The following is a 25,754-nucleotide window of genomic DNA, read 5'->3' as shown; positions in this document are numbered from 1 at the left end:
GGATTCAGAACATGAGCAAAAAGATCTCGATCACCGATACCATCCTGCGCGACGCCCACCAGTCGCTGCTGGCCACCCGCATGCGCACCGAGGACATGCTGCCGATCTGCGACAAGCTCGACCGCGTCGGCTACTGGTCACTGGAAGTCTGGGGCGGCGCCACCTTCGACGCCTGCGTGCGCTTCCTCAAGGAAGACCCCTGGGAGCGCCTGCGCCAGCTCAAGGCGGCGCTGCCCAATACCCGCCTGCAGATGCTCCTGCGCGGGCAGAACCTGCTTGGCTACCGGCACTACAGCGACGACGTGGTGCGCGCCTTCGTCGCCAAGGCCGCGGTCAACGGCATCGATGTGTTCCGCATCTTCGACGCGATGAACGACGTGCGTAACCTGCGCGTGTCCATCGAGGCGGTGAAGGCCGCCGGCAAGCATGCCCAGGGCACCATCGCCTACACCACCAGCCCGGTGCACACCATCGACGCCTTCGTCGAGCAGGCCAAGCAGATGGCCGCCATGGGCGTGGATTCCATCGCCATCAAGGACATGGCCGGCCTGCTCACCCCCTACGCTACCGGCGATCTGGTCAAGGCGCTGAAAGACGCCCTACCGCTGGAGGTGGTGGTGCACTCGCACGACACCGCCGGCGTGGCCAGCATGTGCCAGCTCAAGGCCGTGGAGAACGGCGCCGACCGCATCGACACCGCCATCTCCAGCATGGCCTGGGGTACCAGCCACCCGGGTACCGAGTCGATGGTCGCAGCGCTGCGTGGCACGCCCTACGACACCGGCCTGGATCTGGAATTGATCCAGGAGATCGGCCTGTATTTCCACGCCGTGCGCAAGAAGTACCACCAGTTCGAGAGCGAGTTCACCGGCGTCGACACCCGCGTGCAGGTCAATCAGGTGCCGGGCGGGATGATTTCCAACCTGGCCAACCAGCTGAAGGAGCAGGGTGCGCTCAATCGCATGGGCGAGGTGCTGGAAGAGATTCCGCGGGTGCGTGCCGACCTCGGCTACCCGCCGCTGGTGACGCCGACCTCGCAGATCGTCGGCACCCAGGCCTTCTTCAACGTGCTCGCTGGCGAGCGCTACAAGACCATCACCAACGAGGTGAAGCTGTACCTGCAGGGGCGTTACGGCAAGGCGCCGGGCAAGGTCAATGACGAGCTGCGCAAGCGCGCCATCGGTAACGAAGAAGTCATCGACGTGCGCCCGGCCGACCTGCTCAAGCCTGAGATGGCCAAGCTGCGCGAGGAGATCGGTAGCCTGGCCAAGTGCGAGGAGGACGTGCTGACCTTCGCCATGTTCCCCGACATCGGCCGCAAGTTCCTCGAGGAGCGTGCCGCCGGCACCCTCAAGCCCGAGGCCCTGCTGCCGCTGCCGCAGGCCGGCGGCGCGGCGCCGGTGGGCGGCGAGGGCGTGCCCACCGAGTTCGTGGTGGACGTGCACGGCGAGAGCTACCGCGTCGACATCACCGGCGTCGGCGTCAAGGGTGACGGCAAGCGTCACTTCTACCTGTCCATCGACGGCATGCCGGAAGAGGTGGTGTTCGAGCCGCTCAACGACTTCGTCGCCGGCACCGGCGGCAAGCGCAAGCAGGCCAGCGCGCCGGGCGACGTGTCCACCACCATGCCGGGCAACATCGTCGACGTGCTGGTCAAGGTCGGCGACGCGGTCAAGGCCGGCCAGGCGGTGCTGATCACCGAGGCGATGAAGATGGAGACCGAGGTGCAGGCGCCGATCGCCGGTACGGTCAAGGCGGTGCACGTGGCCAAGGGCGACCGGGTCAACCCGGGCGAGGTGCTGGTGGAAATCGAAGGTTAACCTCATGGAGCCCGGCCTGTTGAATGGGCAAGTTTGATGGGATCGCCCGGGCTCCTTTTTTATTTCGGCGCGACGGCGCGCGCGTGTTGTCCCGGGGGCCGCAAGGCTCCCTTTTTTTGATCGCGCGCGTGCCGGCGCGCCTACGCTTTCCGGTCATGTCCCGGTGCGTCGCCCGGTGGCGAGGCAAAGCAGGGCGATCAGCACCGCCCTGTGCCGGGGCATGGCCTTTTCCTTCGTTGCACTCGATCTAGGAGGTGAGCTCAAGTGGCTCTGGACCCGGTGGTGCTGTTCTTCGTCTTCGGCCTGGTCGCCGGTCTGCTCAAGAGCGAGCTGAAGCTGCCGGCGGCGCTGTACGAGACGCTGTCGATCATTCTCCTGCTGGCCATCGGCCTGCATGGCGGCGTGGAGCTGGCCGAGCAGGCCAGCCTGCAGCTGCTCGGCCAGTCGGCGCTGGTGCTGGCGCTCGGCGTGTTGTTGCCGCTGCTCGCCTTCGTCCTGCTGCGCGGCCTGCGCTTCGACCGCATCAACGCCGCGGCGGTGGCCGCGCACTACGGCTCGGTCAGCGCCGGTACCTTCGCCGTGGTGGTGGCCTATCTGCTGGCCAAGGGCGTCGCGTTCGAGAGCTACATGCCGCTGTTCGTGGCCATCCTGGAGATTCCCGCGATCCTGGTCGGTATCGTCCTGGCCAAGGGCGTCTCGCGCGAGACCCACTGGGGCGAGCTGGGCCGCGAGATCTTCCTCGGCAAGAGCATCATGCTGCTACTCGGCGGCCTGGTGATCGGCGCCATCGCCGGCAAGGAGGCGATCAAGCCGCTGGAGCCGCTGTACACCAGCATGTTCAAGCCGGTGCTGGCGTTCTTCCTGCTGGAGATGGGCCTGATCGCCTCCGGTCAGCTCGGTGCGCTCAAGCAGTTCGGCCTACGCCTGGCCGCCTTCGCCCTGCTGATGCCGCTGCTCGGCGCGCTGATCGGCGCCCTGCTGGCGCGCTTCATGGGCTTGAGCCTGGGCGGCACGGCGATGCTCGCCACCCTGGCCGCCTCGGCCTCCTATATCGCGGTGCCGGCGGCCATGCGCCTGGCGCTGCCGGAGGCCAATCCCTCGCTGTCGCTGACCGCTTCGCTGGGGATAACCTTCCCTTTCAATATCCTGCTCGGCATCCCGCTGTACCTGGCGCTGGCCGAGCTATTGATCGCCTGGGGATTCTGAGATGAACGCACATAGCCGTACCCTGCTCACCGTGATCTGCGAGGCGGCGCTGGAGAAGAAGCTGCTGGCCGACCTGGAGGCGCTCGGCGCCCCCGGCTGGACCCTCTCCGACGCCCGCGGCCGCGGGCACCGCGGCGTGCGCAGCGCCGATTGGGACACCGAGGGCAATATCCGCCTGGAAATCATCTGCGGCCGCGAGCTGGCCGAGCGCATCGCCGAACACCTGCAGGCGCGCTACTACGACCATTTCGCCATGGTCTGCTACCTGGCGCAGGTGGAGGTGCTGCGCGGGGAGAAGTTCTGACGGGGGCCCGGTAGGGTGCGCTATGCGCACCCGGCGGCCCCTCGGTGCGGTCACTTGCCGCAGAGGGGTGAGGCGCGCAGCGCTCAGCTCTGCGGGTAGCGCGCGCGCGGGGTGGCCATCGGCACCTTGTCGCCATCGAGCGGCAGGAAGCCGCCCAGCTCGGCGTCGTAGGCCTTGATCTGGCTGGTTTCGATGTCGTACACCCAGCCGTGGATGAACAGTTGGCCGCGCGCCAGCTTGGCCGCCACCGAGGGATGGGTGCGCAGGTGGTCGAGCTGGGCCACCACGTTTTCCTCGGTCAGCACGGCGAGGGTTTCCTGGTCGTTGCCGCAACTGCAGTTCTCCGCCACCACCGTGCGCGCCACTTCGGCATGGCGCAGCCAGGCCTTGACCGTGGGCATGGTTTCCAGCGAGGCCGGATTGAGCACCGCCTTCATCGCGCCGCAGTCGGAATGGCCGCAGATGACGATGTGCTGCACGCCCAGGGCCATCACCGCGTACTCGATGGCGGTGGACACGCCACCCATCATCTGGCCGTAGGGCGGTACCACGTTGCCGACGTTGCGGTTGACGAACAGGTCGCCCGGGGAGCTCTGGGTGATCAGCTCCGGCACCACCCGCGAGTCGGCGCAGGTGATGAACATGGCGCGCGGGTTCTGTGCGGTGGCGAGCTTCTTGAACAGCTCTTCCTGCTGCGGGAACACCTCGTTGCGAAAGCGCTTGAAGCCGTCGACGATGCTTTGCAGCGCCTGCTCGGCGGTTTCGTTGCCCTCGTGGGTCTGAAGCGGAATGACCTGGTGTTTGTAAGGCATGCCCTGAACCTCTATGAACCTGAAAAGACGCTGCTAAGAACCTGCATACGATCTGCTGCGCGTCGGCCCTACTGCGTTAAGAACAGACTCGGACTGCTCATTTACAGCTCGTAAACTCCGCGTCCTCGTCTTCCGCGTCCTCGTCTGTTTGACTCGCTGGCGCTTGCCCTTCGGGCCAGCCTTCGGCTGTTACTCCCGTTGGTCGTTGCGCCTTGTATGGCTCTTGCTCGCGAGAGCGTAAACACGTTCTAAACCGACAGCCGCAGCCGCTGGCGAGTCACACGCCAAGTGTCGCCTCACGGCCGGTGCGGCGACAACCCGCAGGCCCGTGCAGAGTGTGGCCGGCTGCGTCAGAGCAGGGCCAGCTGTCCGCCCGGCGGGGCGAAGCGGCTGCAGTCCAGTTGCAGGGCCTGGCGCCGCTGCAGGCCGAGGCGGCGGATGGCCAGGGTGAAGCGCTGCGCCAGCAGTTCGGCGAAGGCTCCCTCGCCGCGAAAGCGCGCGCCGAACCGGCTGTCGTACAGCTCGCCGCCGCGGCTCTGGCGGATCAGGCTGAGCACGTGCTCGGCGCGCTGCGGGTGATGCGCCCGCAACCACTCCTCGAACAGCGGCGCCACCTCGCGCGGCAGGCGCAGCAGCATGTAGTTGGCGCTCTGTGCGCCGGCCTGCTGCGCCGCTTCGAGCAGGCGCTCCAGTTCCATGTCGTTGATCATCGGGATCATCGGCGAACACAGCACGCCGACCGGGATATCCTGCTGGCGCAGCACGCGGATCGCCCGCAGGCGTGCCGAAGGCGCCGCCGCGCGCGGCTCGAGGATGCGCTTGAGTTCGTCATCCAGGGTGGTGAGGCTGATATACACCGCCACCAGGCGCTGCTTGGCCAGCTCGGCGAGCAGGTCTAGGTCGCGCAGGATCAGCGCGCCCTTGGTGACGATGGTCACCGGGTGGCGGTAGTCGAGGAGGATTTCCAGGCACTGGCGGGTCAGCCGCTGCTCGCGCTCGATCGGCTGGTAGGGGTCGGTGTTGGCACCCAGGTTGATCGGCGCGCACTGGTAGCCGGGCTTGCTCAGCTGCTGCTGGAGCAGAGCGGCGGCGTTGGTCTTGGCGATCAGCCGGGTCTCGAAGTCCAGCCCCGGCGACAGGTCCCAGTAGGCGTGGCTGGGCCGCGCGTAGCAGTAGATGCAGCCGTGCTCGCAGCCGCGGTAGGGGTTGATCGAGCGGTCGAAGGGCAGGTCCGGCGACTGGTTGCGGCTGATGATGGTCTTGGCGGTTTCCGCGCGCACCTCGGTGGCGCGGCTCGGCGGCACTTCGTCGAACCAGCCGTCGTCGCTGGCGATCACCCGGGTCGGGGCGAAGCGGTTATGCGGATTGCTGGCGGTGCCACGGCCACGTGGCGGCAGGCTGACGGACATGCTCGGACTCCTCGATTTACTGTATAAAAATACAGTTATTTTGCGTCCGAGCAAGTGCCGGTCATCAGCTGTAGGTCGGGTTGAGGAGCCCGCGACCAAGCCCAACGAGCGATGGTGGGCACGACGCCGAGGTCAGGTCACCAGGTGCCGTCGTTGGGATTCGCTGCGCTCAGCGCCAAGCTACCTCGTAGCCCGGATGCAATCCGGGGCATGTGCCGCCATCGAGCCGTGGAGCGCATCCGGGCTATGCCGGGGCGGTCTCCTGCGCCATCTCCGGGCGCTTGGCATAACGTTGCGCCAGCACCGCGCAGACCATCAGCTGGATCTGGTGGAACAGCATCAGCGGCAGGATCAGCAGGCCGATGCTGCTACCGGCGAACAGCACCTGGGCCATGGGCACGCCGGTGGCCAGGCTCTTCTTCGAGCCGCAGAAGAGGATGGTGATGCGGTCTTCCAGGCTGAAGCCCAGCCACTTGCCGAGCAGGTGGGTGAGCAGCAGCGCCAGCACCAGCAGCACGCAGCAGGCCAGTACCAGGGCCAGCAGGGTGAGCAGCGGCACCTGCTGCCACAGGCCGCCGATCACCGCGGCGCTGAAGGCGGTGTAGACCACCAGCAGGATCGAGCTCTGGTCGACGTATTTGAGCCAGCCCTTGTTGCGGGTCACCCAGGCGCCGATCCAGCGCTGGGCGATCTGCCCGAGGATGAACGGCAGCAGCAGCTGCAGGCTGATCTTGCCGATGGCATCGAGGGTCGAGCCGTTGGCGCCTTCCACGCCCATCAGCAGCGCCACCAGCAGCGGGGTGAGGAAGATGCCGAGCAGGCTGGAGGCGGCCGCGCTGCAGATCGCCGCGGCGATATTGCCGCGCGCCAGCGAGGTGAAGGCGATGGCCGACTGCACCGTGGCCGGCAGGGCGCAGAGGTAGAGCATGCCCAGGTACAGCTCGGTGCCGATCAGCGGCGCCAGCAGCGGCTTGAGCGCCAGGCCGAGCAGGGGAAACAGCACGAAGGTGCAGGCGAATACCAGCAGATGCAGGCGCCAGTGCCCGGCGCCGGCGAGGATGGCCTGGCGCGACAGCTTCGCGCCGTGGAGGAAGAACAGCAGGGCGATGGCCAGGTTGGTGATCCACTCGAAGGCCACGGCCACCTGGCCGCTGGCGGGCAGGACGGTGGCGATCAGCACCACGGCGAGCAGGGTCTGGGTGAAGGCATCGGGCAGGAAGCGGCGCAGGAACATGGCGACTCTCGGGCTTGCGGTACGGGAGGCGGCCACACTATCGTGCTGGAAAATTTCCGGCTAACGCCAAAGAGCCAGCAAGTGTCGCCAAACAGACATTCGTCCACCCTGCACCGCAGCCTGCCCGAGCTGCCGAGTCTGCCGCGGCCGCTCTATGGCCGGGTCGAATCGCTGAGCAACCGCGCGCTGACCTTCCGCCACAGCCACCCCTGGGTGCAGCTGTCCTACGCCATCGCCGGGGTGCTCGAGGTGCAGACCGCCGGCGCCCGCTTCGTCGCCCCGCCGCAACGCGCGGTGTGGGTGCCGGCGGGCGTCGAGCACCGGGTGTTCAGCTCGCCGCGCACCGAGATGCGCAGCCTCTATATCGACGGCAGCGCGGTGCCCTGGGGGCCGGACGCGTGCCGGGTGCTGGCGGTCAGTCCGCTGCTGCGCGAGCTGATTCGCGGCTTCAGTGCGCTGCCGGTGGAATACGACGAACAGGGCGCGCCGGGTAGGCTGGCCGCGGTGCTGCTGGACCAGTTGCGCGCCGCCCCGGAGGTGGCGCTGATGCTGCCGCTGCCGCAGGACGCGCGGCTGCGCGAGGTGTGCCTGGGGCTGGAGGATGCGCGCCTGCGCCAGCTCGGCCTGGGCGAATGGGGCGAGCGCCTGGGCGTCTCGGAGAAGACCCTGAGCCGGCTGTTCCTGCGCGAGACCGGGCTGAGCTTTCGCGCCTGGCGTCAGCGTCAGCGCCTGCTCGATGCGCTGACCCCGCTGGAGCAGGGCGAGCGCGTCACCGACGTGGCGCTGGCCTGCGGCTACGACTCGCTATCGGCCTTTATCGCCGCCTTTCGCCGCCAGTTCGGCGCGACGCCGGGGGAGTTCTTTCGTGAGTAGCGGTGAGGGCGGGGGTAGTTCGCCTGCATCAATCGCCACGATTCGTAGGGGGGTAGCCGCTTGTCACCGGGGCTGAAAAAACCGTTGTGCCTGCTGCGGCGTAACCCGCCATCGGCGCAACACGGCCTATCGCCTGGTGGGTTACGCGGCGCGCTGCCTTTATCGGCGCTTGCAAGATCGGCGGTCGGCGCCGCTAACCCACCCTGCGGATCTTCCCGAGCTACGTCGGCTCGCTCGGCTTCTTCAGCTTGGGATTGGGGAAGAACTGCACCGCCTGCACCTTGGGGTCGGCGGCCTTGGGTTTCAGGCCGCTGACGTTGACCCGTGTTGGCAGCTCCTTGGGCACCGAATTGCCGCGTGCATCCAGGGTGTCGGCGTAGCCGCAGGCCACGCATTCGCGGTGCGGCACGCCGTCCTCGTCCCACATCTGGATCTTGTCCTGCTCGCTGCAGGCCGGGCACACGGCGCCGGCGATAAAACGCTTCTTCACGCGGCCTCCTGGCTCAGGCCGAGGTGGCGCAGCAGGGCGTCGATCTTGGGCTCGCGGCCGCGGAAATCGACGAACAGCACCATCGGCTCCTGCGAGCCGCCGCGGGCGAGGATGGCTTCGCGGAAGGCGCGGCCGGTGTCGGCGTTGAACACCCCTTCTTCCTCGAATTTCGAGAAGGCGTCGGCGCTGAGCACCTCGGCCCACTTGTAGCTGTAGTAACCGGCCGCGTAGCCGCCGGCGAAGATGTGCGCGAAGCCGTTGGCGAAGCGGTTGTAGGCCGGCGGACGCAGCACCGAGACTTCGTCGCGGATGGCTTCGAGCACCTCCAGCACGCTGCGGCCGTCGCCGTGGGTGGCGTGCAGCTCGAAGTCGAACAGGGAGAACTCCAGCTGGCGCACCATCATCAGGCCGGACTGGAAGTTCTTCGCCGCCAGCATCTTGTCCAGCATGGCCTGCGGCAGCGGCTCGCCGGTTTCATGGTGGCCGGAGATCAGCGCCAGGCCCTCGGGCTCCCAGCACCAGTTCTCCATGAACTGGCTAGGTAATTCGACGGCATCCCACGCGACCCCATTGATCCCCGAGGCGCCGGCATGCTCGACGCGGGTCAGCAAGTGGTGCAGGCCATGGCCGAACTCGTGGAACAGGGTGGTGACCTCGTCGTGGGTCAGCAGCGCCGGCTTGCCGCCGACCGGCGGGGTGAAGTTGCACACCAGGTTGGCCACCGGGCTGATCAGGCTGCCGTCGGCGGCGCGGCGCTTGTCGCGCGCGCCGTCCATCCAGGCACCGCCGCGCTTGTTGGCGCGGGCATAGAGGTCGAAGAAGAAGCGGCCGACGTGCTGGCCGTTCTCCTGGATTTCGAACAGGCGCACGTCCGGGTGCCAGCTGTCGAAGTCTTTCAGCTCGCGAATCTCGATGCCGTAGAGCTTCTGCACGATGGCGAACAGGCCGGTGAGCACCTTGTCCACCGGGAACCAGGCGCGCACCTGTTCCTGGGAGATGCTGTAGCGCTGCTGGCGCAGTTTCTCGCTGTAGTAGCCGACGTCCCAGCTTTGCAGGTCATTCAGGCCCTGCTCGGCGGCGAAGGCCTTGAGCTCGGCCAGGTCCTGCGCGGCGAAGGGCTTGCTGCGCACCGCCAGGTCGCGCAGGAAGCTCAGCACCTGCTCGGTGGATTCGGCCATCTTGCTGGCCAGGCTCAGCTCGCTGTAGTGGGCGAAGCCGAGCAGGCGCGCCAGCTCCTGGCGCAGGTCGAGGATCTCGGCCATCAGCGGGCTGTTGTCGTGCTGGCCGGCGTTCGGCCCCTGGTCGGAGGCGCGGGTGCAGTAGGCGGCGTAGATTTCCTCGCGCAGGGCGCGGTCGTCGGCGTAAGTGATCACCGCGAAGTAGCTGGGGAACTCCAGGGTGATCAGCCAGCCGTCCAGGCCCTTGGCCGCGGCGGCCTGCTGCATCTGCGCTTTGGCCGAATCGGTGAGGCCGGCAAGCACAGCCTCGTCGGTGACGTGCTTGGTCCAGGCCTGGGTGGCGTCGAGCAGCTGGTTGGAGAATTTGCTGGTCAGCTCGGACAGGCGCATCTGGATTTCGCCGTAGCGCTTCTGCTGCTCGGCCGGAAGGTCGATGCCGGACAGGCGGAAATCGCGCAGCGCATGCTCGAGGATGGTCTTCTGCGCCACGTCGAAACCGGCGGCCTCGGGGCTGCCCGCCAGCGCGTCGTAGGCCTGGAACAGCGGCTTGTTCTGGCCCAGCTCGGTCCAGTACTCGGACAGCTTGGGCAGGCAGGCCTCGTAGGCGGCGCGCAGCTCCGGGCTGTTGCACACCGCGTTGAGGTGGCTGACCGGGCCCCAGGCGCGGCCCAGGCGCGCGCCCAGCTCGTCCAGCGCCAGCACCAGGCCGTCCCAGCTCGGCTCGGCCTGCTGCTGGAGCAGTTCGGCGATGGCCGCGCGGCTGTCGGCCAGGATCTGGTCGATGGCCGGCTCGACGTGCTCGGGTTTGATCTGCGAGTAGGGCGGCAGGTCGAAGTCTTGCAGCAGGGGGTTGTTCGCGGTCACGACGAGGCACCTGTGGCGAATGGATTCCAGGGTTGCGACCCCGGGACGCGATAAACAATCCAGGGTCGATAACAACCGACATGGGGGCCATCTTAATTACAATCAAGCTTTCCCGCAGCCCAGGAGATTTCTATCGTGGCGATTCGCAGCTACCAACAGTTCAGCCCGCAGCTCGGCGAGCGGGTGTTCGTCGACGCCAGCGCCGTGGTGCTGGGCGATGTGGAAATCGGCAGCGACAGCTCGGTGTGGCCGATGGTGGTGGTGCGCGGCGACATGCACAGCATCCGCATCGGTGCGCGCACCAGCGTGCAGGACGGCAGCGTGCTGCACATCACCCACGCCGGGCCGTTCAACCCGGCCGGCTATCCGCTGATCATCGGCGACGAGGTGACGGTCGGGCATAACGTCACCCTGCACGGCTGCACCCTGGGCAACCGCATCCTGGTCGGCATGGGCAGCATCGTCATGGACGGCGTGGTGGTCGAGGACGAGGTGGTGATCGGCGCCGGCAGCCTGGTGCCGCCGGGCAAGCGCCTGGCGAGCGGCTACCTCTACGTCGGCAGCCCGGTAAAACAGGCCCGGGCGCTGACCGAGCAGGAACGCAGCTACTTCGCCTACAGCGCGGCCAACTACGTGCGCCTGAAGGACCTGCATCTGGTCGAGGGGTATGACGGCTGATGCATTACAAGACCATCCTCTTCGACCTCGACGGCACCCTCACCGACCCGCGCGAGGGCATCACCCGTTCGGTGCAGTATGCCCTGGCCAAGCTGGGCATCGACGAGCCGGACCTGGCGGCGCTGGAACACTTCATCGGCCCGCCGCTGCTGCAGTGCTTCATGGCCAGCTACGCGCTGGACGAGGCCACGGCCTGGCAGGCGGTCAATCACTACCGCGAGCGTTTCAAGGTCACCGGGCTGTACGAGAACCGCCTGTTCGACGGCGTGCCGGCGCTGCTCGGCGAGCTGGCGGGGCAGGGCCGCAACCTGTATATCGCCACCAGCAAGCCGACGGTGTTCGCCGAGGAGATCGCCCGTCACTTCGGTTTCGCCGGGCACTTCAAGCGCATCTACGGCAGCGAGCTGGACGGCACGCGCACCGACAAGGTGGCGCTGCTGGCGCATCTGCTGGAATGCGAGGGGCTGGCGCCGCAGACGGCGCTGATGATCGGCGACCGCAAGCACGACCTGATCGGCGCGCGGCGCAACGGCCTGGATGCGGCGGCGGTGGGCTACGGCTTCGGCAGTCGCGAGGAGCTGCTCGGCGAGACGCCGACCTATCACTTCGCGACGCTGGAGGAGCTGCACCGGGCATTCATCTGCTGAGGGGCTGTAGCAGCGGGCGCTGCTCGCGAATGCTGCCCAGGCGAGGGCTTCGCGAGCCAGCTCGCGCCTGCAAGAGCTGAGGTGGCCAGCTGAGGGGAGGTATCAGCCGTTCTTCTGGTAGATGATCTTCTTGCTGCCGCCGTCGCAGCTGCCGACCACCATGCTCTGATCCGTGACCTCGTCGTTGGCGACGATTTCCAGGGTGTAGCTGGGTACGCCGGCGGCCTGGATCTTCACTTCGATTTCTTCCTTGAGTTCTTCACAGGGCTTGGGCGCGGCCTGCGCGCCGGCGGCGAGCAGCATCAGGGCCAGGGTGGGTATCAGGCGTTGCATCGCTTACCTCCGGTGTCGAGCGAGTCCTGTCACTTTCGACAGGCAGATGGGTTGGCCAGTTCTAGCCGCCGGCCTGCAGCCTGTCCAATGCCGCGCGACGCTCTGCCTGCGGCAGCCGACCAAGGGCGGCCACCGCCCGGTAGAAGGCCGCCCAGTCGCCTGCGTGCTGGGCGAACAGCGCGGCGAAGGCCGGCACCCACTGGTCGTAGAGGCCGAACGGCAGCAGCTTGGCGTTGTTCAGCGGGCTTTCGATCCAGGCATCGAAGCGGCCGTTGCCGCCCCACTCGCGCTGGCGCAGGGCGCGGTAGTCGCGGCGCAGGCGCTCGAACTCGGCCTGCTTGGCGGCGCGCATCGCCGCCGCGTCCAGTTCGCTGGCGTACAGCCGCTGCAGGCGCTCGCGGCTGGCCAGCACCAGGTCGACGAACTGCTGGCGCTGGCGCTCGCCGTCGTCCGCGTGCGCTTCGCCGCGGCTGGCGTGCCACTGGCGCAGGCCTTCGCGCTCGACGAAGGTGGCGAAGGACTCGTTGAACGCGGTGTCGCCGGCCAGGTAGTACTGCTGGTGCGCCAGCTCGTGGAAGATCACCGCCACCAGGCGCTGGTCGTTCCAGCGCAGCATGGTGTTGAGCAGCGGGTCGTCGAACCAGCCGAGGGTGGAATAGGCCTCCACCCCGCCGATATGGGTGTCCAGGCCCTGCTGACGCAGCAGCGCGGCGCCGCCGCGGGCCCGGCCCAGCTGGTAATAGCCGCGGTAGGCGACGCAGCCGGCGACGGGGAAGCAGTGCAGCTCGGGCTCCAGGGAAAACTCCGGCGTGGCGAAGAGGTTCCATACCACGAAGGGCCGGCCGAGGTCGGCGTACAGGCGGTAGCTGCGGTTGTCCGGCAGGCCCAGCTGGCTGCTGGCGAAGTCGCGTGCCTGCTGCGCCAGGGCCAGGCGCCGCGCCAGCTGCGGCTCGGTGGCGGGATCGGCGATCAGGCACGCGACCGGCTGGCGTGCCTGCAGCAGCTGCCACTGGCCCTGGCCGAGGTGGGCGTAGTAGTCCAGGGTCGAGCAACCGCCCAGCAGCAGAGCGAGCAGGGGAGCGCTAAGGCGACGCAGCAGGCGGAGGCGGGCGATGGGCATGGCGCCACGCTACCCCATCGGTGCAGCTGCCTCCAGCGCCGAATGGGCGTAGGCTAGGGTTTCGCGCCACAGACTGGAGGTCGCCATGCGTGCCCTGCTTATCGCCGCCGCGCTGCTGCTCGGTGCCTGCGCTTCACCCCTGCCGAAACCCGACCCGCAACAGGCCTGGGTCGATCTCTATGCGCCGGCCGGCGACCTGCTGATGGCCGACCGCCTGGACCGCAAGCGCTGGCCGGACGGTCGCTACTTCCAGGTCGGCCCCGGTGCCCACGAACTGCTGGTGCGCCTGCAGTTCGAGGCCAGCCGCGGCGGCGGCATGGGCTTCAACAGCGAACCCTTGCTGCTGACCTGCGAACTGCGTCTGCGCTACGACCAGTTCGCCGCCGGCCAGCGCTACCGGGTGGAGGCCCGCTCGATGGCGATGACCGCCCAGGCCTGGCTCTACGACGAGCAGCGCAACGTGCTGGCGCGCGGCAAGGTGATGCGCTGCGGCACCGCGATCTAGCTGAGGCGGCAGCGTCCCCACCTCGTCCGAGCAGCAGGTTGGACAACCCGCAGCTTGTCCGCCGGCTGGTTCAGCCGCGCTGCAGTTCGGCGAGGATGTCGAAGGCGTGCAGGCGGTCGGCGAAGTCGTACATGTCGCAGGTGAAGATCAGCTCGTCCGCCTCGGTCTGCTCCAGCAGCTGCTCCAGGCGGCTGCGCACGGTCTGCGGTCCGCCGATGGCGGCCAGGCCGAAGAACTCGCTGACCCCCTGGCGCTCGTGCGGCAGCCACAGCCCTTCCATGCTCGCCACCGGCGGCCGTTGCACCAGGCTCTGCCCGCGCAGCAGGGCGAGGATGCGCTGGAACGCCGAGGTGGCCAGGTACTGCGCCTGCTCGTCGCTGTCGGCCGCCAGCAGCGGTACACCGAGCATCACATAGGGTTTGTCCAGCACCTCGGAAGGTCTGAAGTGGTTGCGGTAGATGCGCAGCGCCTCGTGCAGGTAGCGCGGCGCGAAGTGCGAGGCGAAGGCATAGGGCAGCCCCTTCATTCCCGCCAGCTGCGCGCTGAACAGGCTGGAGCCGAGCAGCCAGATCGGCACCTGGGTGCCGGCGCCGGGCATGGCGATCACCCGTTGATCCGGGGTGCGCGGGCCGAAGTAGGCCTGCAGCTCCTCGACGTCGCCGGGGAAATCCTCGGCGCTGCCGTCGCGGCTGCGGCGCAGGGCGTGGGCGGTGTACTGGTCGGCGCCGGGCGCGCGGCCCAGGCCCAGGTCGATGCGCCCGGGATAGAGCGTGGCGAGGGTGCCGAACTGCTCGGCGATCACCAGCGGCGCGTGGTTGGGCAGCATCACCCCGCCGGCGCCGAGGCGGATGCGCGAGGTGCCGGCGGCCAGGTAGCCGAGCAGCACGGCGGTGGCGGAGCTGGCGATGCCGTCCATGTTGTGGTGTTCGGCGACCCAGAAGCGCTGGAAGCCGAGGCTTTCCACGTGCCGCGCCAGCGCCAGCGAGTTGTGCAGGGCCTGGGCGGCGTCGCCGTCGTCGCGGATCGGTGCCAGGTCGAGGGTGGACAGCTTGATCGAGGCCAGTCGGCTCATGAGGGGCTCCTCGTTGCGTGGCCGGCCACTCTAACCCCTTGAGTCCGGGCGGCGCACGCCGTGCACAGGCATAGTCATCATCGACGCGGCTGATGCGCCGAGGTCGTTGCGGGCCGATTCGACGCCGAGAAGCCGGGCGACCCGCAGCCAGTTCGACCCGGCGCGCGGCCATGGCGGCGAAGGGGCTGATGCAGGGCTCGGGCTCAGGTGGCGGGGCCGCTACCGTGGCGTGCGCGGTATTCGCCGGGGGTCAGCCCGGTCCACTGGCGGAAGGCGCGGAAGAATACGCTGGGTTCGGAGTAGCCCAGCAGCAGGGCGATCTCGGCGGCCGGCAGACGCCCTTCGCGCAGGTGCTGTTCGGCCAGCTGGCGGCGGGTGTCGGCGAGCAGCTGCTGGTAGCTGCAGCCCTCTTCGGCCAGGCGCCGCTGCAGGGTGCGCTCGCTGAGCAGCAGGGCGCGCGCCAGTTCGCCGCGATCCGGTTCGCCGTGGGCCAGCTGTTCGCCGAGCAGGCCGATCACCCGCGCGCTCAGGCTGGCGCTGGGCAGGCGCGCCAGCAGCGCTTCGGCGTGCTGGCGCAGCAGCTGCTGCAAGGGCGGGTTGGCCTGCACCAGCGGCACGTCGCGCAGGGCGCGGGGCAGGGCGATGGCGTAGTCGGCGGCGGCGAACTGCAGCGGGCAGGCGAACACCTCGCGGTAGGGCGCCAGATCCGCCGGTGCGGTGTGGCGGAACTGCGCGCCGAGCAGGTGGAAGCCGTCCAGCAGCGGCGTGGTCATCTGCACCCAGCAGGTCATCATCGCCAGCACGCGGATGCGCGTCGCCGGGTGCTGCGGGTGCAGCGGGCGATAGAGCAGCAGCAGGGCCTCGCCCCGTTCCTCGATGTGCAGCTCGCCGCCTTCGCCGCCCAGGCGCTGGTAGCGCAGCGCGGCGGTCAGCGCCTCGCCGAGGGTGGCGCTGCTCTGCAGCAGGTAGCTGAGTACGCTGAACGGGCCGGGGGTGAGGCTGCGGCCGAGCAGCAGGCCGGGCTCCGGGTGCTGCAGGCGCGCATCCAGTTCGCGCCACAGCGCCTCCTGGGCACTGAACGGCACCCGCGCGTCGGGGTCGGCCAGTTGCCCTTCGTGCAGGCCGCAGGCCGTCAGCAGCGTCTGGCGGTCGAGGCCGAGGCGGCTGGCGGCGTGCAGGATCGCCTGGGTCAGGCTGGCGCTGACCGAGGCCTGCGGCGACTCGTGAATGGCGTGTGACATGTGCCGATTCTGCCCAATGGCGGAGAACGGCGATAGCCCGGCGCGCCACACGCGGTTACGACCGATTGGTCGTTGGCGCGTGCATATTGGCGCCGAGCGGTTAGACTTGCCCTCCCGAACGTCGCCCACAAGGCGCGCTCGCTCTACAACAACAGAAAAAGGAGATCTCCCATGAAAGGCAAATCCTTGGCATGGGTCCTGTCCGCCGCACTCGCAGGCACTACCCTGAGTGGCATGGCACAGGCTGAAGAGAAGTTCGTCACCATCGGCACCGGCGGCCAGACCGGCGTCTACTACGTGGCCGGCCAGTCCATCTGCCGTTTCCTCAACCGCGGTGCGGCCGAGCACGGCATCAAGTGCAACGCCCCGGCCAGCGGTGGCGGCGTGGCCAACGTCAACGGCATCCGCAGCGGCGAGTTCAACTTCGGCATCATGCAGTCGGACCACCAGTACAAGGCGCTCAACGGCGCGGCGCCGTTCGAGGCCGAAGGCGCGATGGGCGACATCCGCGCGGTGTTCTCCCTGCAGAGCGAGGTGTTCACCATCCTCGCCCGCCGCGACGCCAAGATCGCCAGCTTCGACGACCTCAAGGGCAAGCGCGTCAACGTCGGCAACCCGGGTTCGGGTCAGCGCGACACCCTGGAAGAGATCATGGCCGTCAAGGGCTGGGATCGTTCCGCCTTCGCCCTCGCCGCCGAGCTGAAGCCGGCCGAGCAGGCCAGCGCCCTGGGCGACAACAACATCGATGCCATGACCTACTTCGTCGGTCACCCCAACGGCGCGATCCAGGAAGCCACCACCACCACCGACGCGGTGCTGGTGCCGGTGACCGGCGCCGAGATCGACAAGCTGCTGGCCGAGAAGACCTACTACACCAAGGCCGACATCCCCGGCGGCCTGTACAAGGGCAACGATGCGCCGACCCCGTCGATCGGCGGCAAGGCCGTGCTCTCCACCTCGGCCAACGCCGACCCGGAAGTGGTCTACCAGCTGGTCAAGTCGGTGTTCGACAACATCGAGCGTTTCAAGCGCCTGCACCCGGCCTTCGCCGACCTCAAGGAAGCCGACATGATCAAGGTCGGCCTGACCGCGCCGCTGCATGAAGGCGCCGCGCGTTACTACAAGGAGCGCGGCTGGCTGTAAGCCGCCAGCGACCGGCCTGCCGAGCAGGCCGGTTGGCCTTCCCGGCGGGCGCTGCGCCCGATTCGCTTCTAGTGTTAAGCAAACCCGCACGGCGCAGGCCTGCGGGTTTTGCCGTTCTCCGATTACTCGAATGCAGGTTTGATCCCATGCATGACAAGCAACTCTCCACCGAGGAACTGATCGCCCAGGATGTCGGCGCGCGTCTGCCCGTCGGCGCCATGGCCCAGGTGATCGCCGGCCTGGCCCTGCTCTGGTCGCTGTTCCAGCTGTGGATCGCCTCGCCGCTGCCATTCGTGCTCGGCTTCGGCGTGCTCAACGATACCCAGACCCGCGCCATTCACCTGGCCTTCGCCCTGCTGCTGGCGTTTCTCGCCTACCCGGCGTTCAAGCAGTCGCCGCGCGACCGCGTGCCCTTGCTGGATATCGCCCTCGGCCTGGTGGCCGCCGCCAGCGCCGCCTACCTGTTCGTCTTCTACCAGCAGCTGGCGCTGCGCCCCGGCAGCCTGACCACCGGCGATCTGGTCACCGCCTGCATCGGCATTCCGCTGCTGCTGGAGGCCACCCGCCGCGCGCTCGGCCCGCCGCTGGCGATCATCGCCCTGGTGTTTCTCGTCTACAGCCTGGCCGGCCCGTACATGCCGGGGCTGCTGGCGCACCGCGGGGTCAGTTTCAACGCCCTGGCCAACCATCAGTGGATCACCACCGAAGGGGTGTTCGGCATCGCCCTCGGCGTGTCCACCAGCTTCGTCTTCCTCTTCGTGCTGTTCGGCGCCCTGCTCGAGCGGGCCGGCGCCGGGCACTACTTCATCCAGCTGGCATTCAGCCTGCTCGGCCACCTGCGCGGCGGCCCGGCCAAGGCGGCGGTGCTGTCGTCCGGGCTGACCGGGATGATTTCCGGCTCGTCGATCGCCAACGTGGTCACCACCGGCACCTTCACCATCCCGATGATGAAGCGCACCGGCTTCTCCGCGGAGAAGGCTGGCGCGGTGGAAGTGGCCTCCTCGGTCAACGGCCAGATCATGCCGCCGGTGATGGGCGCCGCGGCCTTCCTGATGGTCGAGTACATCGGCATGCCCTATGTCGAGATCATCAAGCACGCCTTCCTGCCGGCGGCGATCTCCTATATCGCGCTGCTCTACATCGTCCACCTGGAGTCGCTCAAGCTCGGCCTGCAGCCCATCGGCGGCCATCAGCCCAAGCCCTGGCTGCGCCGCCTGACCGGCTTCGCCTTCGGCGCGGCGCTGATCAGCGGCCTGTCGCTGGCGGTCTACTACGGCCTCGGCTGGCTCAAGCCGGCGCTCGGCGACTACGCCCTGCCGGGCATCGGCGTGCTGCTGGCGCTGGTCTACCTGGGCCTGCTGAAGGTCGCCGCCAGCGTGCCGGTGCTGCCGCCGGAAGACCCCAATGCGCCGCTGGAGTCGCTGCCCGAGACCCGCGCCGTGCTGCTCTCCGGCCTGCACTTTTTGCTGCCGGTGGTGGTGCTGGTCTGGTGCCTGATGATCGAGCGCCTGTCGCCCGGCCTGTCGGCCTTCTGGGGCAGCGTGATGCTGATCATCATCCTGCTCACCCAGCGCCCGCTGCTGAGCTGGATGCGCCACGACGGCAGCCACGACCACGGCACCTTCGTCGACGGCGTGATCGACCTGCGCGAAGGCCTGATCGCCGGCGCGCGCAACATGATCGGCATCGGCATCGCCACCGCGGCGGCCGGCATCATCGTCGGCGCGGTGTCGCAGACCGGCGTCGGCCTGGTGCTGGCCGACCTGGTCGAGCTGCTGTCGATGGGCAACCTGCTGCTGATGCTGGTGCTGGTGGCGGTGTTCAGCCTGATCCTCGGCATGGGCCTGCCGACCACCGCCAACTACATCGTGGTGTCCAGCCTGCTGGCGCCGGTGGTGGTGGCGCTGGGGCAGCAGAACGGCCTGATCGTGCCGCTGATCGCGGTGCACCTGTTCGTCTTCTACTTCGGCATCATGGCCGACGTCACCCCGCCGGTGGGCCTGGCCTCGTTCGCCGCCGCCGCGGTGTCCAAGGGCGACCCGATCAAGACCGGCCTGGTGGCCTTCTTCTACAGCCTGCGCACCGCGGCGCTGCCGTTCCTGTTCATCTTCAACACCGACCTGCTGCTGATCGACGTGGACTTCTGGCACGGCGTGCTGATCTTCATCGTGGCGACCATCGCCATGCTGATCTTCGCCGCCGGCACCCAGGGCTTCTTCCTGGTGCGCAGCCGCTGGTACGAGAGCCTGCTGTTGCTGCTGGTGGCCTTCACCCTGTTCCGCCCCGGCTTCTGGATGGACAGGCTCCACGACCCCTACCAGGACGTGCCGCCGGCCCAGCTGGCGCAGGCCCTCGACGGCGTCGCCGACGGCAGCCAGCTGCGCCTGCGCGTACTCGGCGAGAACGCGGTGGGCGACCCGCGCGAGTTCAGCCTGCTGCTGGCAGTGCCGGATGGCGCCTCGGGCGAGGAACGCCTGGCCAAGCTCGGCCTGAACCTCTACGAGGAGGGCGACAAGGTGCTGGTCGACAGCGTCACCTTCGGCAGCCTGGCGGCCGACGCCGGCCTGGAGTTCGACCAGCAGATCCTCAGCGTGCGGGCGCCGACCGACCGCTGGACCAAGGAGCTGATGTGGCTGCCGGGCTTTATGCTGTTCGCCCTGATCGTCTGGTTGCAGCGCCGCCGTCAGCTGCCGCAGCCGGCGTAGGGATCCGCCGTCACCACCACAAGGCAGCTTCGGCTGCCTTGTTCGTTTATGCCCCGGCGGCGGGTTGCTAGACTCGCCGACCTGACCATTCGGACAACAAGGATTCCGCCCGCCATGTCGACGCCGCGCGTGCATTACCCCTGGTACAAGAAGGAGGACACCGACGCCTTCTTCGCCCTGTTCCAGAACAACATCGCCAACTTCGTGATCATCGCCATCAGCATGCTCGGCATGGGCTTTCCCGCCGAGATCGTGTTCGGCCAGGTGTTGCCCGGTGCGGCGGTGGCGGTGATGGCCGGCAACTTCTACTACGCCTGGAGCGCGGCGCGCCTGGCCCGCAAGGAGAACCGCGCCGACGTCACCGCGCTGTCCTACGGCATCAGCACCCCGGTGATGTTCGTCTTCCTGTTCGGCGTGCTGCTGCCGGCGAAGCAGCTCACCGGCGACGCCGAGCTGGCCTGGAAGGTGGCGGTGGCGGCCTGCCTGATCAGCGGCGCGATCGAGGCGGCGATCAGCCTGATCGGCAACTGGGTGCAGCGCCATCTGCCGCGCCCGGCCATGCTCGGCGCGGTGGCCGGGGTGGCGCTGACCTTCATCGCCGGCGAGATGCTGTTCAAGACCCTGGAAATTCCCATGATCGGCCTGCTGGTGCTGGCCATCACCCTGGTCGGCCTGGTGGCGCGCATCAGCATGCCGTTGCGCCTGCCGGCCTCGCTGTTCGCCATCGTCGTCGGCACCGCGCTGGCCTACCTGGTCGGCGCCGCCGACAGCGGCAAGTTCGGCGACGCCTTCACCCACCTGGGCTTCTACCCGCTGCTGCCCAACCTGGCCTGGTACGAGGGCCTGGGTCTGCTGTTCACCAGCATGCTGGCGCTGATGACGGTGATCCTGCCGATCACTCTGTACAACGCCATCGAGACCATGAACAACGTCGAGGCCATGAGCGCCGCCGGCGACCGCTACAGCGTGGGCGAATGCCAGGCGGTGGACGGCGTCGGCACCCTGCTCGGCGCGCTGTTCGGCGGCGTGTTCCCGACCACGGTGTACATCGCCACCGTGGGCTCGAAATGGATGGGCGCCGGACGTGGCTACAGCATCCTTAACGGCGCGGTCTATGGCCTGGCCACCATGTTCGGCCTGATCGCCTTCATCGCCGCGCTGATTCCGGTGGCGGTGGTGGCGCCGATCCTGGTGTTCGTCGGCATGTCGATGATCGCCACCGCCTTCAACAGCAACCACGCCCGTTACTACCCGGCGGTGGCCCTGGCCATGCTGCCGTACTTCGCCAACTACCTGATGACCCGCTTTAACCGCGGCGCCCCCGAAGTGGTCGAGGGCATCTCCTCGGCCATCGGCGCCCTCGGCCAGGGCGCCATGTTCAGCGCCATCCTGCTCGGCGCCATGTGCGTGGCGGTGATCGACCGTCAGTTCCGCCAGGCCACCGCCTTCGCCCTGGTCGCCGCGGCCATGGCCTGCGTCGGCCTGATGCACGCGCCCAAGCTGGCCTGGTACGCCGCGCCGGACTTCGTCCACGGCTACCTGCTGATGGCGCTGTTCTTCGCCTGGTACGCCTGGCGCGGGGTGGAGCCGGCGCCGGTCGCGCGCGCCGCCGACGCGGACTGAGGCGGGGGCTATTCGCCGCCTTCTTCGAGCTGCAGCGCGCCGGTCTCGCCGCCCTCCAGCACCACGTAGGCGCTGGAGCAGAACAGCGAATTGAGGCGCTTCATGTCGGCGATCAACTCCAGGTGCAGCGAGCTGGTCTCGATGCTCTGCACCACCTGGCGCTGCAGGCGGCCGATATGCGCATGGGCCAGGCGCCGCTCCTGGGCGCGGAAGCGGCGCTTCTCGCGCAGCAGCTGGCTGGCGCTGGCGTGATCGGCGCTGAGGAACACGTTGAGGCCCAGGCGCAGGTTGGCCATCAGCTGTCCGTGCAGGCTGGTCAGCTCCTCCAGGCCCTTGTCGGAGAAGGCGCGGCGCTGCGCGGTCTTCTCGTTCTGGATCTTGCCGAGCATGCGTTCGATCAGCTCGCCGGCCTGCTCCAGGTTCACCGCCAGCTCGAGTACCTCGGCCCAGCGCCGGCTCTCGTGTTCGCTCATCGCTTCGCGCGGGATCTGCGCCAGGTACAGCTTGACCGCCCGGCACAGGCTGGCGACGTCGTCGTTGAGCAGGCGCAGCTCCTTGCTTGTCGCCGGCTGGTTGTGTTCCAGCACCGGCAGCAGGTGGCCGAGCATGGCCTCGATCAGATCGCCGATGCGCAGCGTTTCGCGCACCGCATTGGCCAGTGCCAGGCTCGGCGTGGCCAGCGCCGTGGCGTCCAGATGGCGCGCGCGGGCGATGCCGGCCTCTTCGGCGCGGTCCGGCATCAGCCAGTTGCAGAAGCGCGCCATCCAGCCCACGGTGGGCAGCATCAGCAGGGCGCGCAAACCGTTGTAGAGCAGGTGGAAGAAGATCACCAGCTCGGCCGGACGCCAGTTCAGGCCGTCCAGCCAGTTGGCCAGCGGTTGCAGCAGCGGCAGCACCAGCAGCAGGCCGATCAGCTTGTAGATCAGGCTGCCCAGCGCCACGCGGCGACCGGCCGGGGTCTGCAGGCTGCTGGTGAGAAAGGCCAGCAGACCGCTGCCGATATTGGCGCCGATCACCAGGCCGATGGCCACCGGCAGGCTGATCAGCCCGGCGCCGGCCAGGGTCGCGGTGAGCAGCACGGCGGCCAGGCTGGAGTAGGTGAGCAGGGCGAACAGCGCGCCGACCAGGGCGTCGAGCAGCAGGTCGCCGGTCAGCGAGGCGAACAGCACGCGGATGCCGCGCGCCTCGGTGATCGGCGTGGCGGCGGCGACGATCAGCTCCAGCGCCAGCAGCATCAGGCCCAGACCTATGGCCACGCGGCCGAGCTGGCCGGCGCGGGTCTGCCGCCGCGAGAGGAAGAAGATCACCCCTAGGAAGATCAGCAGCGGGCTCAGCCAGCTCAGGTCGAGGGTCAGCACCCGCGCCATCAGCGCGGTGCCGACGTCGGCGCCGAGCATGATCGCCAGCCCCGGCGCCAGCGCCATCAGGCCCTGGGCGACGAAGGAGGTGACCAGCAGCGCGGTGGCGTTGCTGCTCTGCACCAGCGCGGTGACGCCGATGCCGGCGGCGAAGGCCAGCGGCCGGCGGCCGACGTTGTGGCTGAGGATCTTGCGCAGGTGCGAGCCGTATACCCGCAGGATGCCGGTACGCACGATGTGGGTGCCCCAGACCAGCAGGGCGATGGCGGACAACAGATTGAGCAGGGTCAGCATAAGGCGGCTCCCCCTTGCGAGCCCGCTGGCGATCGGTCGTGATCGCGACGCAGGTTGCGTAGCCGGCCGGCGAGAAATGTTTTATCCGGCTTGTACTTAGCATCGGCCGGAAATCGCCGTTGCGCCAGTCGCACGGTGAGCGGGCACTGGTTAACCTAGCGGCCTCTACACTATGGCCACTGGAGCGAATTCGTTGCGTTCGGGCGCTGGGCCGACGCTAAGGCTGGGGATCGATGGCGGGAAAATGGCGGGCGGGCCTGCTTCTGGGGCTGGCGCTGAGCGGCGCCGCCTGGGCGGCCGAGCTGCGCCTGGTGACCGGCGACGATTACGCGCCCTTCACCGGCCAGAGCCTGCCCGGCGGCGGCCTGCTGACCCAGGTGGTGCACGCCGCCCTGGCCGAACGCGGGCTGTACGCCACGCTGGCGTGGCAGCCGTGGAAGCGCGGTTACCTGAAGACCCTGCGCGGCGACTACGACGCCACCTTCCCCTATGTCCCCGGCGCCCAGCGCCAGGCGGAATTCCTCTACTCGGCGCCGCTGTTCGTCGCCGAACAGCACCTGTTCAGTCGCGCCGGCGATGCCATCGAGGTGGCGGATCTGTCGCGCCTGGCCGGCAAGCGCCTGTGCTACCCGCTCGGCTGGCAGCCGCCGGCGCCGATCCAGGCATTGCTCGACCAGGGCCTGCTGACCCGCCATTCGCCGCTCGGCCTCAACGAGTGCGCGCGCCTGCTGCTGCTGGCGCGCGACGACCTGTTCATCGCCGACCGCCGCCTGGGCGAGAGCGCCCTGCGCGCCACCGGGGCGCCGGCGAGCCGCTTCTACCGCTCGCAGGGGGTGTTCGGCAACAGCACCCTGCACCTGATCGTGCCGCGTAACCATCCGCGCGGCGCCGAGCTGATCGCCGAGTTCGACCTCGGCCTGGCCGCCTTGCAGGCCAGCGGCGCCTACCAGCGCCTGCTTGAGGCCTATCTGCAGCCGCCTGAGCTCAGCCCAGCAGCGCCATGATCGCCACCAGGCTGCCCGCCGCCAGCAGCGTCTGCAGGGTGATGATGCCGGCCATCAGCTGGCTGTCGCCGCCCAGCTGGCGGGTCAGCACATAGGCCGTCGGCGCGGTGGGTAGGGCGAAGAACAGCACCAGCACGGCGCTCTCCATCGCCGGCAGGGCCAGCGCCCAGGCCACCGTCCAGGCCAGCAGCGGCATGGCCAGCAGGCGCAGGGCGCTGTTCCACCCCAGCGCCGGAATTTCCCCGCCGAGCTGCTCGGGTTTGAGCGCCGCGCCGACGCAGAGCAGGCCCAGCGGCAGGCTGGCGGCGGCCAGCAGGCCGAGCAGGCGATCGCTGCCGCCGGGCAGGCCGATGCCGGCGAGGTTGACCAGCGCGCCACCGACGCAGGCGAGAATCAGCGGGTTCTTGGCGATCGGCAGCAGCAGGCCGCGCGCGCTGACGCCGCGCTCGGCGGTCAGCGACCAGACCGACAGCACGTTCACCGTCGGCACCATCAGCGCCAGCATCAGCGCCGCCAGGGTCAGCCCCTCCTGGCCGAACAGGCTGCCCACCGCGGCCAGGCCCAGGTAGGTGTTGAAGCGCAGGATGCCCTGGGTGAAGGCGCCGAAACGCCCGGCCGGCCAGCCGCGCAGACGGCGCAGCAGCAGCAGGGCGAACCAGGCGATGCCGAGGCCGAGCAGCACCGCCAGCGCCAGGCGCGGCAGCGCCGGGTTGCTCAGCGGCGCCTGGGCCAGGCTGGAGAACAGCAGGGCGGGGAACAGGATGAAGTAGTTGAGGCGCTCGGCGCCGGGCCAGAACGCCTCGCTGGGGAAGTCGCGCAGGCGCAGCCAGTAGCCGGCGACTATCATGGCGAACAGCGGCCAGAGGGCCAGCAACAGATCGATCACGGCAGCTTCTTCCATGGGCAAAGCGGCGATAGTCGACCAGCTGCGCGCCTCGGCGCAAGCCTTCAGCTCGGCGGCAGGGCGCTGATGCGCAGGTGGAAGTCGAGCCGTTCCCAGTCCTCGCGGCGGTTGGCCAGGGTCGGCGTCGAGTGCAGGACGATGCGGTGCTCGCCGTCCGCCGTGCGGCGGTAGCCGGGGCGCGCCGGCTCCCAGTCCGAGCCGCGGAACTCCAGCGGCGCCATGCCGAACTGGCGGATCAGCAGGGCTTCCAGGGCCTCGGCCTGGCCGGCGGCGACCCGGTACAGCGCCGCGCCGTCGCCCTCCTCGGCGCAGCCGGCGAACTGCGCCGGCAGCTCCAGTTGCCAGCGCTGCAGCCAGTCGATGCAGGCGCGGTCGTCCTGCTCGGCGAGCAGGGCCGTGGCGACCAGCAGCAGGGGCAGGAGCAAGGCGCGCATGGGCAACCCGGGGCGTTGAGGTGACCGTCAGAGTCTAGACTGCTGGCGAGCCCTTCGCGGAGTTCCTGCCATGCCCGCCTCGCACCAGGGCGGCTGCCATTGTGGCCAGCTGCGCTACGCCTTCGACGCCCCGCTCGCGGATATCGCCCACTGCCATTGCGCGGATTGCCGGCGCAGCAGCGGCGGCATCCTGGTCACCTGGCTGACGGTGCCGCTGAGCAGTTTCCGCTGGCTGCGCGGCACGCCCGCCGAGTACGCCAGCACGCCGACCTGCACGCGCAGCTTCTGCCCTCACTGCGGTGCCCAGCTGACCCTGTTCAGCACGCTCAGCCCGCACAGCCTGGATATCAGCGTGGCCTGCCTCGACCAGCCCGAGCGGGCGCCGGCGGATCGGCATATCTGGGTGCGCAGCCGGCTGCCCTGGCTGAGCGTCGACCCGCAGTTGCCGGAGGAAGACGAGGAGATTCTCTAGCCGGTCGCGGGTGCGGGGTATCGCGGGGCCG

At 68.7% G+C, this 25,754-nt stretch carries 24 protein-coding genes; 12 read left to right on the top strand and 12 right to left on the bottom strand.

Annotated elements, in window-relative coordinates; translation table 11 throughout:
- Positions 1 to 11: 11 nt before the first annotated feature.
- From oadA to AC1G9C_RS24390, 3 genes are all read left to right on the top strand, one after another.
- Complete coding sequence (oadA, locus tag AC1G9C_RS24400; protein WP_480409044.1) at positions 12 to 1,820, top strand: sodium-extruding oxaloacetate decarboxylase subunit alpha; 1,809 nt, start codon at positions 12 to 14, stop codon at positions 1,818 to 1,820.
- Between the two features lie 264 nt (positions 1,821 to 2,084).
- Positions 2,085 to 3,026, top strand: a complete 942-nt coding sequence (locus AC1G9C_RS24395) for a sodium-dependent bicarbonate transport family permease (protein WP_480409043.1) — start codon at positions 2,085 to 2,087, stop codon at positions 3,024 to 3,026.
- A 1-nt stretch (position 3,027) separates the two neighbouring features.
- Entirely contained in the window at positions 3,028 to 3,330 is a 303-nt protein-coding gene (locus tag AC1G9C_RS24390) for a P-II family nitrogen regulator (RefSeq protein WP_021443749.1), read from the top strand.
- Positions 3,331 to 3,413: 83 nt separating this feature from the next.
- On the opposite strand, the gene AC1G9C_RS24385 is transcribed toward AC1G9C_RS24390, so the two are convergent.
- From AC1G9C_RS24385 to AC1G9C_RS24375, 3 genes are all read right to left on the bottom strand, one after another.
- A complete protein-coding gene (locus tag AC1G9C_RS24385; RefSeq protein WP_021443750.1) occupies positions 3,414 to 4,142 on the bottom strand; it encodes a carbonic anhydrase in 729 nt (242 codons plus the stop codon).
- A gap of 350 nt (positions 4,143 to 4,492) precedes the next feature.
- Positions 4,493 to 5,551: a PA0069 family radical SAM protein gene (locus AC1G9C_RS24380; RefSeq protein ID WP_480409042.1), complete on the bottom strand. Its 1,059-nt coding sequence runs from the start codon at positions 5,549 to 5,551 to the stop codon at positions 4,493 to 4,495.
- 244 nt (positions 5,552 to 5,795) lie between these two features.
- On the bottom strand, positions 5,796 to 6,785 hold the full coding sequence (locus AC1G9C_RS24375) for a bile acid:sodium symporter family protein (protein WP_480409041.1): 990 nt from the start codon (positions 6,783 to 6,785) through the stop codon (positions 5,796 to 5,798).
- Positions 6,786 to 6,866: 81 nt separating this feature from the next.
- Here AC1G9C_RS24375 and AC1G9C_RS24370 point away from each other — a divergent pair, with 81 nt between their 5' ends.
- The gene (locus AC1G9C_RS24370; protein WP_457788504.1) at positions 6,867 to 7,658 is read left to right on the top strand and encodes an AraC family transcriptional regulator; all 792 of its coding nucleotides are present in this window, start codon (positions 6,867 to 6,869) and stop codon (positions 7,656 to 7,658) included.
- Positions 7,659 to 7,878: 220 nt separating this feature from the next.
- Here the strand turns inward: AC1G9C_RS24370 and AC1G9C_RS24365 are convergent, their stop codons facing one another.
- Both AC1G9C_RS24365 and prlC read right to left on the bottom strand, forming a co-directional pair.
- Positions 7,879 to 8,148 carry a YheV family putative zinc ribbon protein gene (locus tag AC1G9C_RS24365; protein WP_480409040.1) on the bottom strand — a complete coding sequence of 90 codons (270 nt, stop codon included), beginning with the start codon at positions 8,146 to 8,148 and terminating at the stop codon, positions 7,879 to 7,881.
- Positions 8,145 to 10,190: an oligopeptidase A gene (gene prlC, locus AC1G9C_RS24360; protein WP_480409039.1), complete on the bottom strand. Its 2,046-nt coding sequence runs from the start codon at positions 10,188 to 10,190 to the stop codon at positions 8,145 to 8,147. The genes AC1G9C_RS24365 and prlC overlap by 4 nt, the downstream gene beginning before the upstream one ends.
- A 135-nt stretch (positions 10,191 to 10,325) precedes the next feature.
- Here prlC and AC1G9C_RS24355 point away from each other — a divergent pair, with 135 nt between their 5' ends.
- The gene (locus tag AC1G9C_RS24355) at positions 10,326 to 10,868 is read left to right on the top strand and encodes a gamma carbonic anhydrase family protein (protein WP_480409038.1); all 543 of its coding nucleotides are present in this window, start codon (positions 10,326 to 10,328) and stop codon (positions 10,866 to 10,868) included.
- Positions 10,868 to 11,515, top strand: coding sequence for an HAD family hydrolase (locus tag AC1G9C_RS24350; RefSeq protein WP_480409037.1), 648 nt, complete (start codon positions 10,868 to 10,870; stop codon positions 11,513 to 11,515). Before AC1G9C_RS24355 ends, AC1G9C_RS24350 begins: the two co-directional genes overlap by 1 nt.
- 102 nt (positions 11,516 to 11,617) lie before the next feature.
- Here AC1G9C_RS24350 and AC1G9C_RS24345 read toward each other — a convergent pair whose 3' ends face one another.
- The gene (locus tag AC1G9C_RS24345; RefSeq protein WP_021443284.1) at positions 11,618 to 11,848 is read right to left on the bottom strand and encodes a DUF1161 domain-containing protein; all 231 of its coding nucleotides are present in this window, start codon (positions 11,846 to 11,848) and stop codon (positions 11,618 to 11,620) included.
- Between the two features lie 61 nt (positions 11,849 to 11,909).
- Positions 11,910 to 12,968 (bottom strand): aminopeptidase, encoded by a 1,059-nt coding sequence (locus AC1G9C_RS24340; RefSeq protein WP_480409036.1) that lies wholly within the window; start codon positions 12,966 to 12,968, stop codon positions 11,910 to 11,912.
- A gap of 85 nt (positions 12,969 to 13,053) precedes the next feature.
- Here AC1G9C_RS24340 and AC1G9C_RS24335 point away from each other — a divergent pair, with 85 nt between their 5' ends.
- Positions 13,054 to 13,473, top strand: a complete 420-nt coding sequence (locus AC1G9C_RS24335) for a PA0061/PA0062 family lipoprotein (protein ID WP_480409035.1) — start codon at positions 13,054 to 13,056, stop codon at positions 13,471 to 13,473.
- Positions 13,474 to 13,543: 70 nt separating this feature from the next.
- Here AC1G9C_RS24335 and AC1G9C_RS24330 read toward each other — a convergent pair whose 3' ends face one another.
- Together AC1G9C_RS24330 and AC1G9C_RS24325 are read right to left on the bottom strand one after the other, a co-directional pair.
- Entirely contained in the window at positions 13,544 to 14,545 is a 1,002-nt protein-coding gene (locus AC1G9C_RS24330; protein ID WP_457788509.1) for an LLM class flavin-dependent oxidoreductase, read from the bottom strand.
- Positions 14,546 to 14,748: 203 nt separating this feature from the next.
- A complete protein-coding gene (locus tag AC1G9C_RS24325) occupies positions 14,749 to 15,786 on the bottom strand; it encodes an AraC family transcriptional regulator (RefSeq protein WP_480409034.1) in 1,038 nt (345 codons plus the stop codon).
- Between the two features lie 171 nt (positions 15,787 to 15,957).
- Between AC1G9C_RS24325 and AC1G9C_RS24320 the strand changes: the two genes are divergently transcribed.
- The 3 genes from AC1G9C_RS24320 to AC1G9C_RS24310 all read left to right on the top strand — a co-directional run bounded on the left by AC1G9C_RS24320 (position 15,958) and on the right by AC1G9C_RS24310 (position 21,257).
- Positions 15,958 to 16,929, top strand: coding sequence for a TAXI family TRAP transporter solute-binding subunit (locus tag AC1G9C_RS24320; protein WP_021442629.1), 972 nt, complete (start codon positions 15,958 to 15,960; stop codon positions 16,927 to 16,929).
- Positions 16,930 to 17,075: 146 nt separating this feature from the next.
- Positions 17,076 to 19,634 carry a TRAP transporter permease gene (locus tag AC1G9C_RS24315; protein ID WP_480409033.1) on the top strand — a complete coding sequence of 853 codons (2,559 nt, stop codon included), beginning with the start codon at positions 17,076 to 17,078 and terminating at the stop codon, positions 19,632 to 19,634.
- A gap of 114 nt (positions 19,635 to 19,748) precedes the next feature.
- Positions 19,749 to 21,257: an NCS2 family permease gene (locus AC1G9C_RS24310; protein WP_480409032.1), complete on the top strand. Its 1,509-nt coding sequence runs from the start codon at positions 19,749 to 19,751 to the stop codon at positions 21,255 to 21,257.
- A gap of 8 nt (positions 21,258 to 21,265) precedes the next feature.
- Here the strand turns inward: AC1G9C_RS24310 and AC1G9C_RS24305 are convergent, their stop codons facing one another.
- Entirely contained in the window at positions 21,266 to 22,909 is a 1,644-nt protein-coding gene (locus tag AC1G9C_RS24305) for a Na/Pi cotransporter family protein (protein ID WP_397498749.1), read from the bottom strand.
- Positions 22,910 to 23,142: 233 nt separating this feature from the next.
- Between AC1G9C_RS24305 and AC1G9C_RS24300 the strand changes: the two genes are divergently transcribed.
- Positions 23,143 to 23,913, top strand: coding sequence for a substrate-binding periplasmic protein (locus AC1G9C_RS24300; RefSeq protein ID WP_480409031.1), 771 nt, complete (start codon positions 23,143 to 23,145; stop codon positions 23,911 to 23,913).
- On the opposite strand, the gene AC1G9C_RS24295 is transcribed toward AC1G9C_RS24300, so the two are convergent.
- Entirely contained in the window at positions 23,894 to 24,814 is a 921-nt protein-coding gene (locus AC1G9C_RS24295) for an AEC family transporter (protein ID WP_480409030.1), read from the bottom strand. The genes AC1G9C_RS24300 and AC1G9C_RS24295 overlap by 20 nt on opposite strands.
- A 47-nt stretch (positions 24,815 to 24,861) precedes the next feature.
- Positions 24,862 to 25,251 carry a hypothetical protein gene (locus AC1G9C_RS24290; protein ID WP_480409029.1) on the bottom strand — a complete coding sequence of 130 codons (390 nt, stop codon included), beginning with the start codon at positions 25,249 to 25,251 and terminating at the stop codon, positions 24,862 to 24,864.
- 70 nt (positions 25,252 to 25,321) lie between these two features.
- On the opposite strand from AC1G9C_RS24290, the gene AC1G9C_RS24285 reads away from it, so the two are divergent.
- Positions 25,322 to 25,723 carry a GFA family protein gene (locus tag AC1G9C_RS24285; protein WP_480409028.1) on the top strand — a complete coding sequence of 134 codons (402 nt, stop codon included), beginning with the start codon at positions 25,322 to 25,324 and terminating at the stop codon, positions 25,721 to 25,723.
- The last annotated feature ends 31 nt before the right edge of the window (positions 25,724 to 25,754 follow it).

The sequence above is a fragment of the Pseudomonas sp. ABa2 genome (genome assembly GCF_056676075.1).
The sequence above is the reverse complement of the archived record's forward strand: the minus strand, read 5'-3'. Positions and strand labels throughout refer to the sequence as shown.

Excerpts from the sequence above, each read along its gene's own strand:
- oadA (WP_480409044.1), top strand. The coding sequence starts at position 12 with ATGAGCAAAAAGATCTCGATCACCGATACCATCCTGCGCGACGCCCAC.
- AC1G9C_RS24390 (WP_021443749.1), top strand. The coding sequence starts at position 3,028 with ATGAACGCACATAGCCGTACCCTGCTCACCGTGATCTGCGAGGCGGCG.
- AC1G9C_RS24385 (WP_021443750.1), bottom strand. The coding sequence starts at position 4,142 with ATGCCTTACAAACACCAGGTCATTCCGCTTCAGACCCACGAGGGCAAC.
- AC1G9C_RS24380 (WP_480409042.1), bottom strand. The coding sequence starts at position 5,551 with ATGTCCGTCAGCCTGCCGCCACGTGGCCGTGGCACCGCCAGCAATCCG.
- AC1G9C_RS24375 (WP_480409041.1), bottom strand. The coding sequence starts at position 6,785 with ATGTTCCTGCGCCGCTTCCTGCCCGATGCCTTCACCCAGACCCTGCTC.
- AC1G9C_RS24350 (WP_480409037.1), top strand. The coding sequence starts at position 10,868 with ATGCATTACAAGACCATCCTCTTCGACCTCGACGGCACCCTCACCGAC.
- AC1G9C_RS24345 (WP_021443284.1), bottom strand. The coding sequence starts at position 11,848 with ATGCAACGCCTGATACCCACCCTGGCCCTGATGCTGCTCGCCGCCGGC.
- AC1G9C_RS24340 (WP_480409036.1), bottom strand. The coding sequence starts at position 12,968 with ATGCCCATCGCCCGCCTCCGCCTGCTGCGTCGCCTTAGCGCTCCCCTG.
- AC1G9C_RS24335 (WP_480409035.1), top strand. The coding sequence starts at position 13,054 with ATGCGTGCCCTGCTTATCGCCGCCGCGCTGCTGCTCGGTGCCTGCGCT.
- AC1G9C_RS24330 (WP_457788509.1), bottom strand. The coding sequence starts at position 14,545 with ATGAGCCGACTGGCCTCGATCAAGCTGTCCACCCTCGACCTGGCACCG.
- AC1G9C_RS24325 (WP_480409034.1), bottom strand. The coding sequence starts at position 15,786 with ATGTCACACGCCATTCACGAGTCGCCGCAGGCCTCGGTCAGCGCCAGC.
- AC1G9C_RS24320 (WP_021442629.1), top strand. The coding sequence starts at position 15,958 with ATGAAAGGCAAATCCTTGGCATGGGTCCTGTCCGCCGCACTCGCAGGC.
- AC1G9C_RS24315 (WP_480409033.1), top strand. The coding sequence starts at position 17,076 with ATGCATGACAAGCAACTCTCCACCGAGGAACTGATCGCCCAGGATGTC.
- AC1G9C_RS24310 (WP_480409032.1), top strand. The coding sequence starts at position 19,749 with ATGTCGACGCCGCGCGTGCATTACCCCTGGTACAAGAAGGAGGACACC.
- AC1G9C_RS24305 (WP_397498749.1), bottom strand. The coding sequence starts at position 22,909 with ATGCTGACCCTGCTCAATCTGTTGTCCGCCATCGCCCTGCTGGTCTGG.
- AC1G9C_RS24300 (WP_480409031.1), top strand. The coding sequence starts at position 23,143 with ATGGCGGGAAAATGGCGGGCGGGCCTGCTTCTGGGGCTGGCGCTGAGC.
- AC1G9C_RS24295 (WP_480409030.1), bottom strand. The coding sequence starts at position 24,814 with ATGGAAGAAGCTGCCGTGATCGATCTGTTGCTGGCCCTCTGGCCGCTG.
- AC1G9C_RS24290 (WP_480409029.1), bottom strand. The coding sequence starts at position 25,251 with ATGCGCGCCTTGCTCCTGCCCCTGCTGCTGGTCGCCACGGCCCTGCTC.
- AC1G9C_RS24285 (WP_480409028.1), top strand. The coding sequence starts at position 25,322 with ATGCCCGCCTCGCACCAGGGCGGCTGCCATTGTGGCCAGCTGCGCTAC.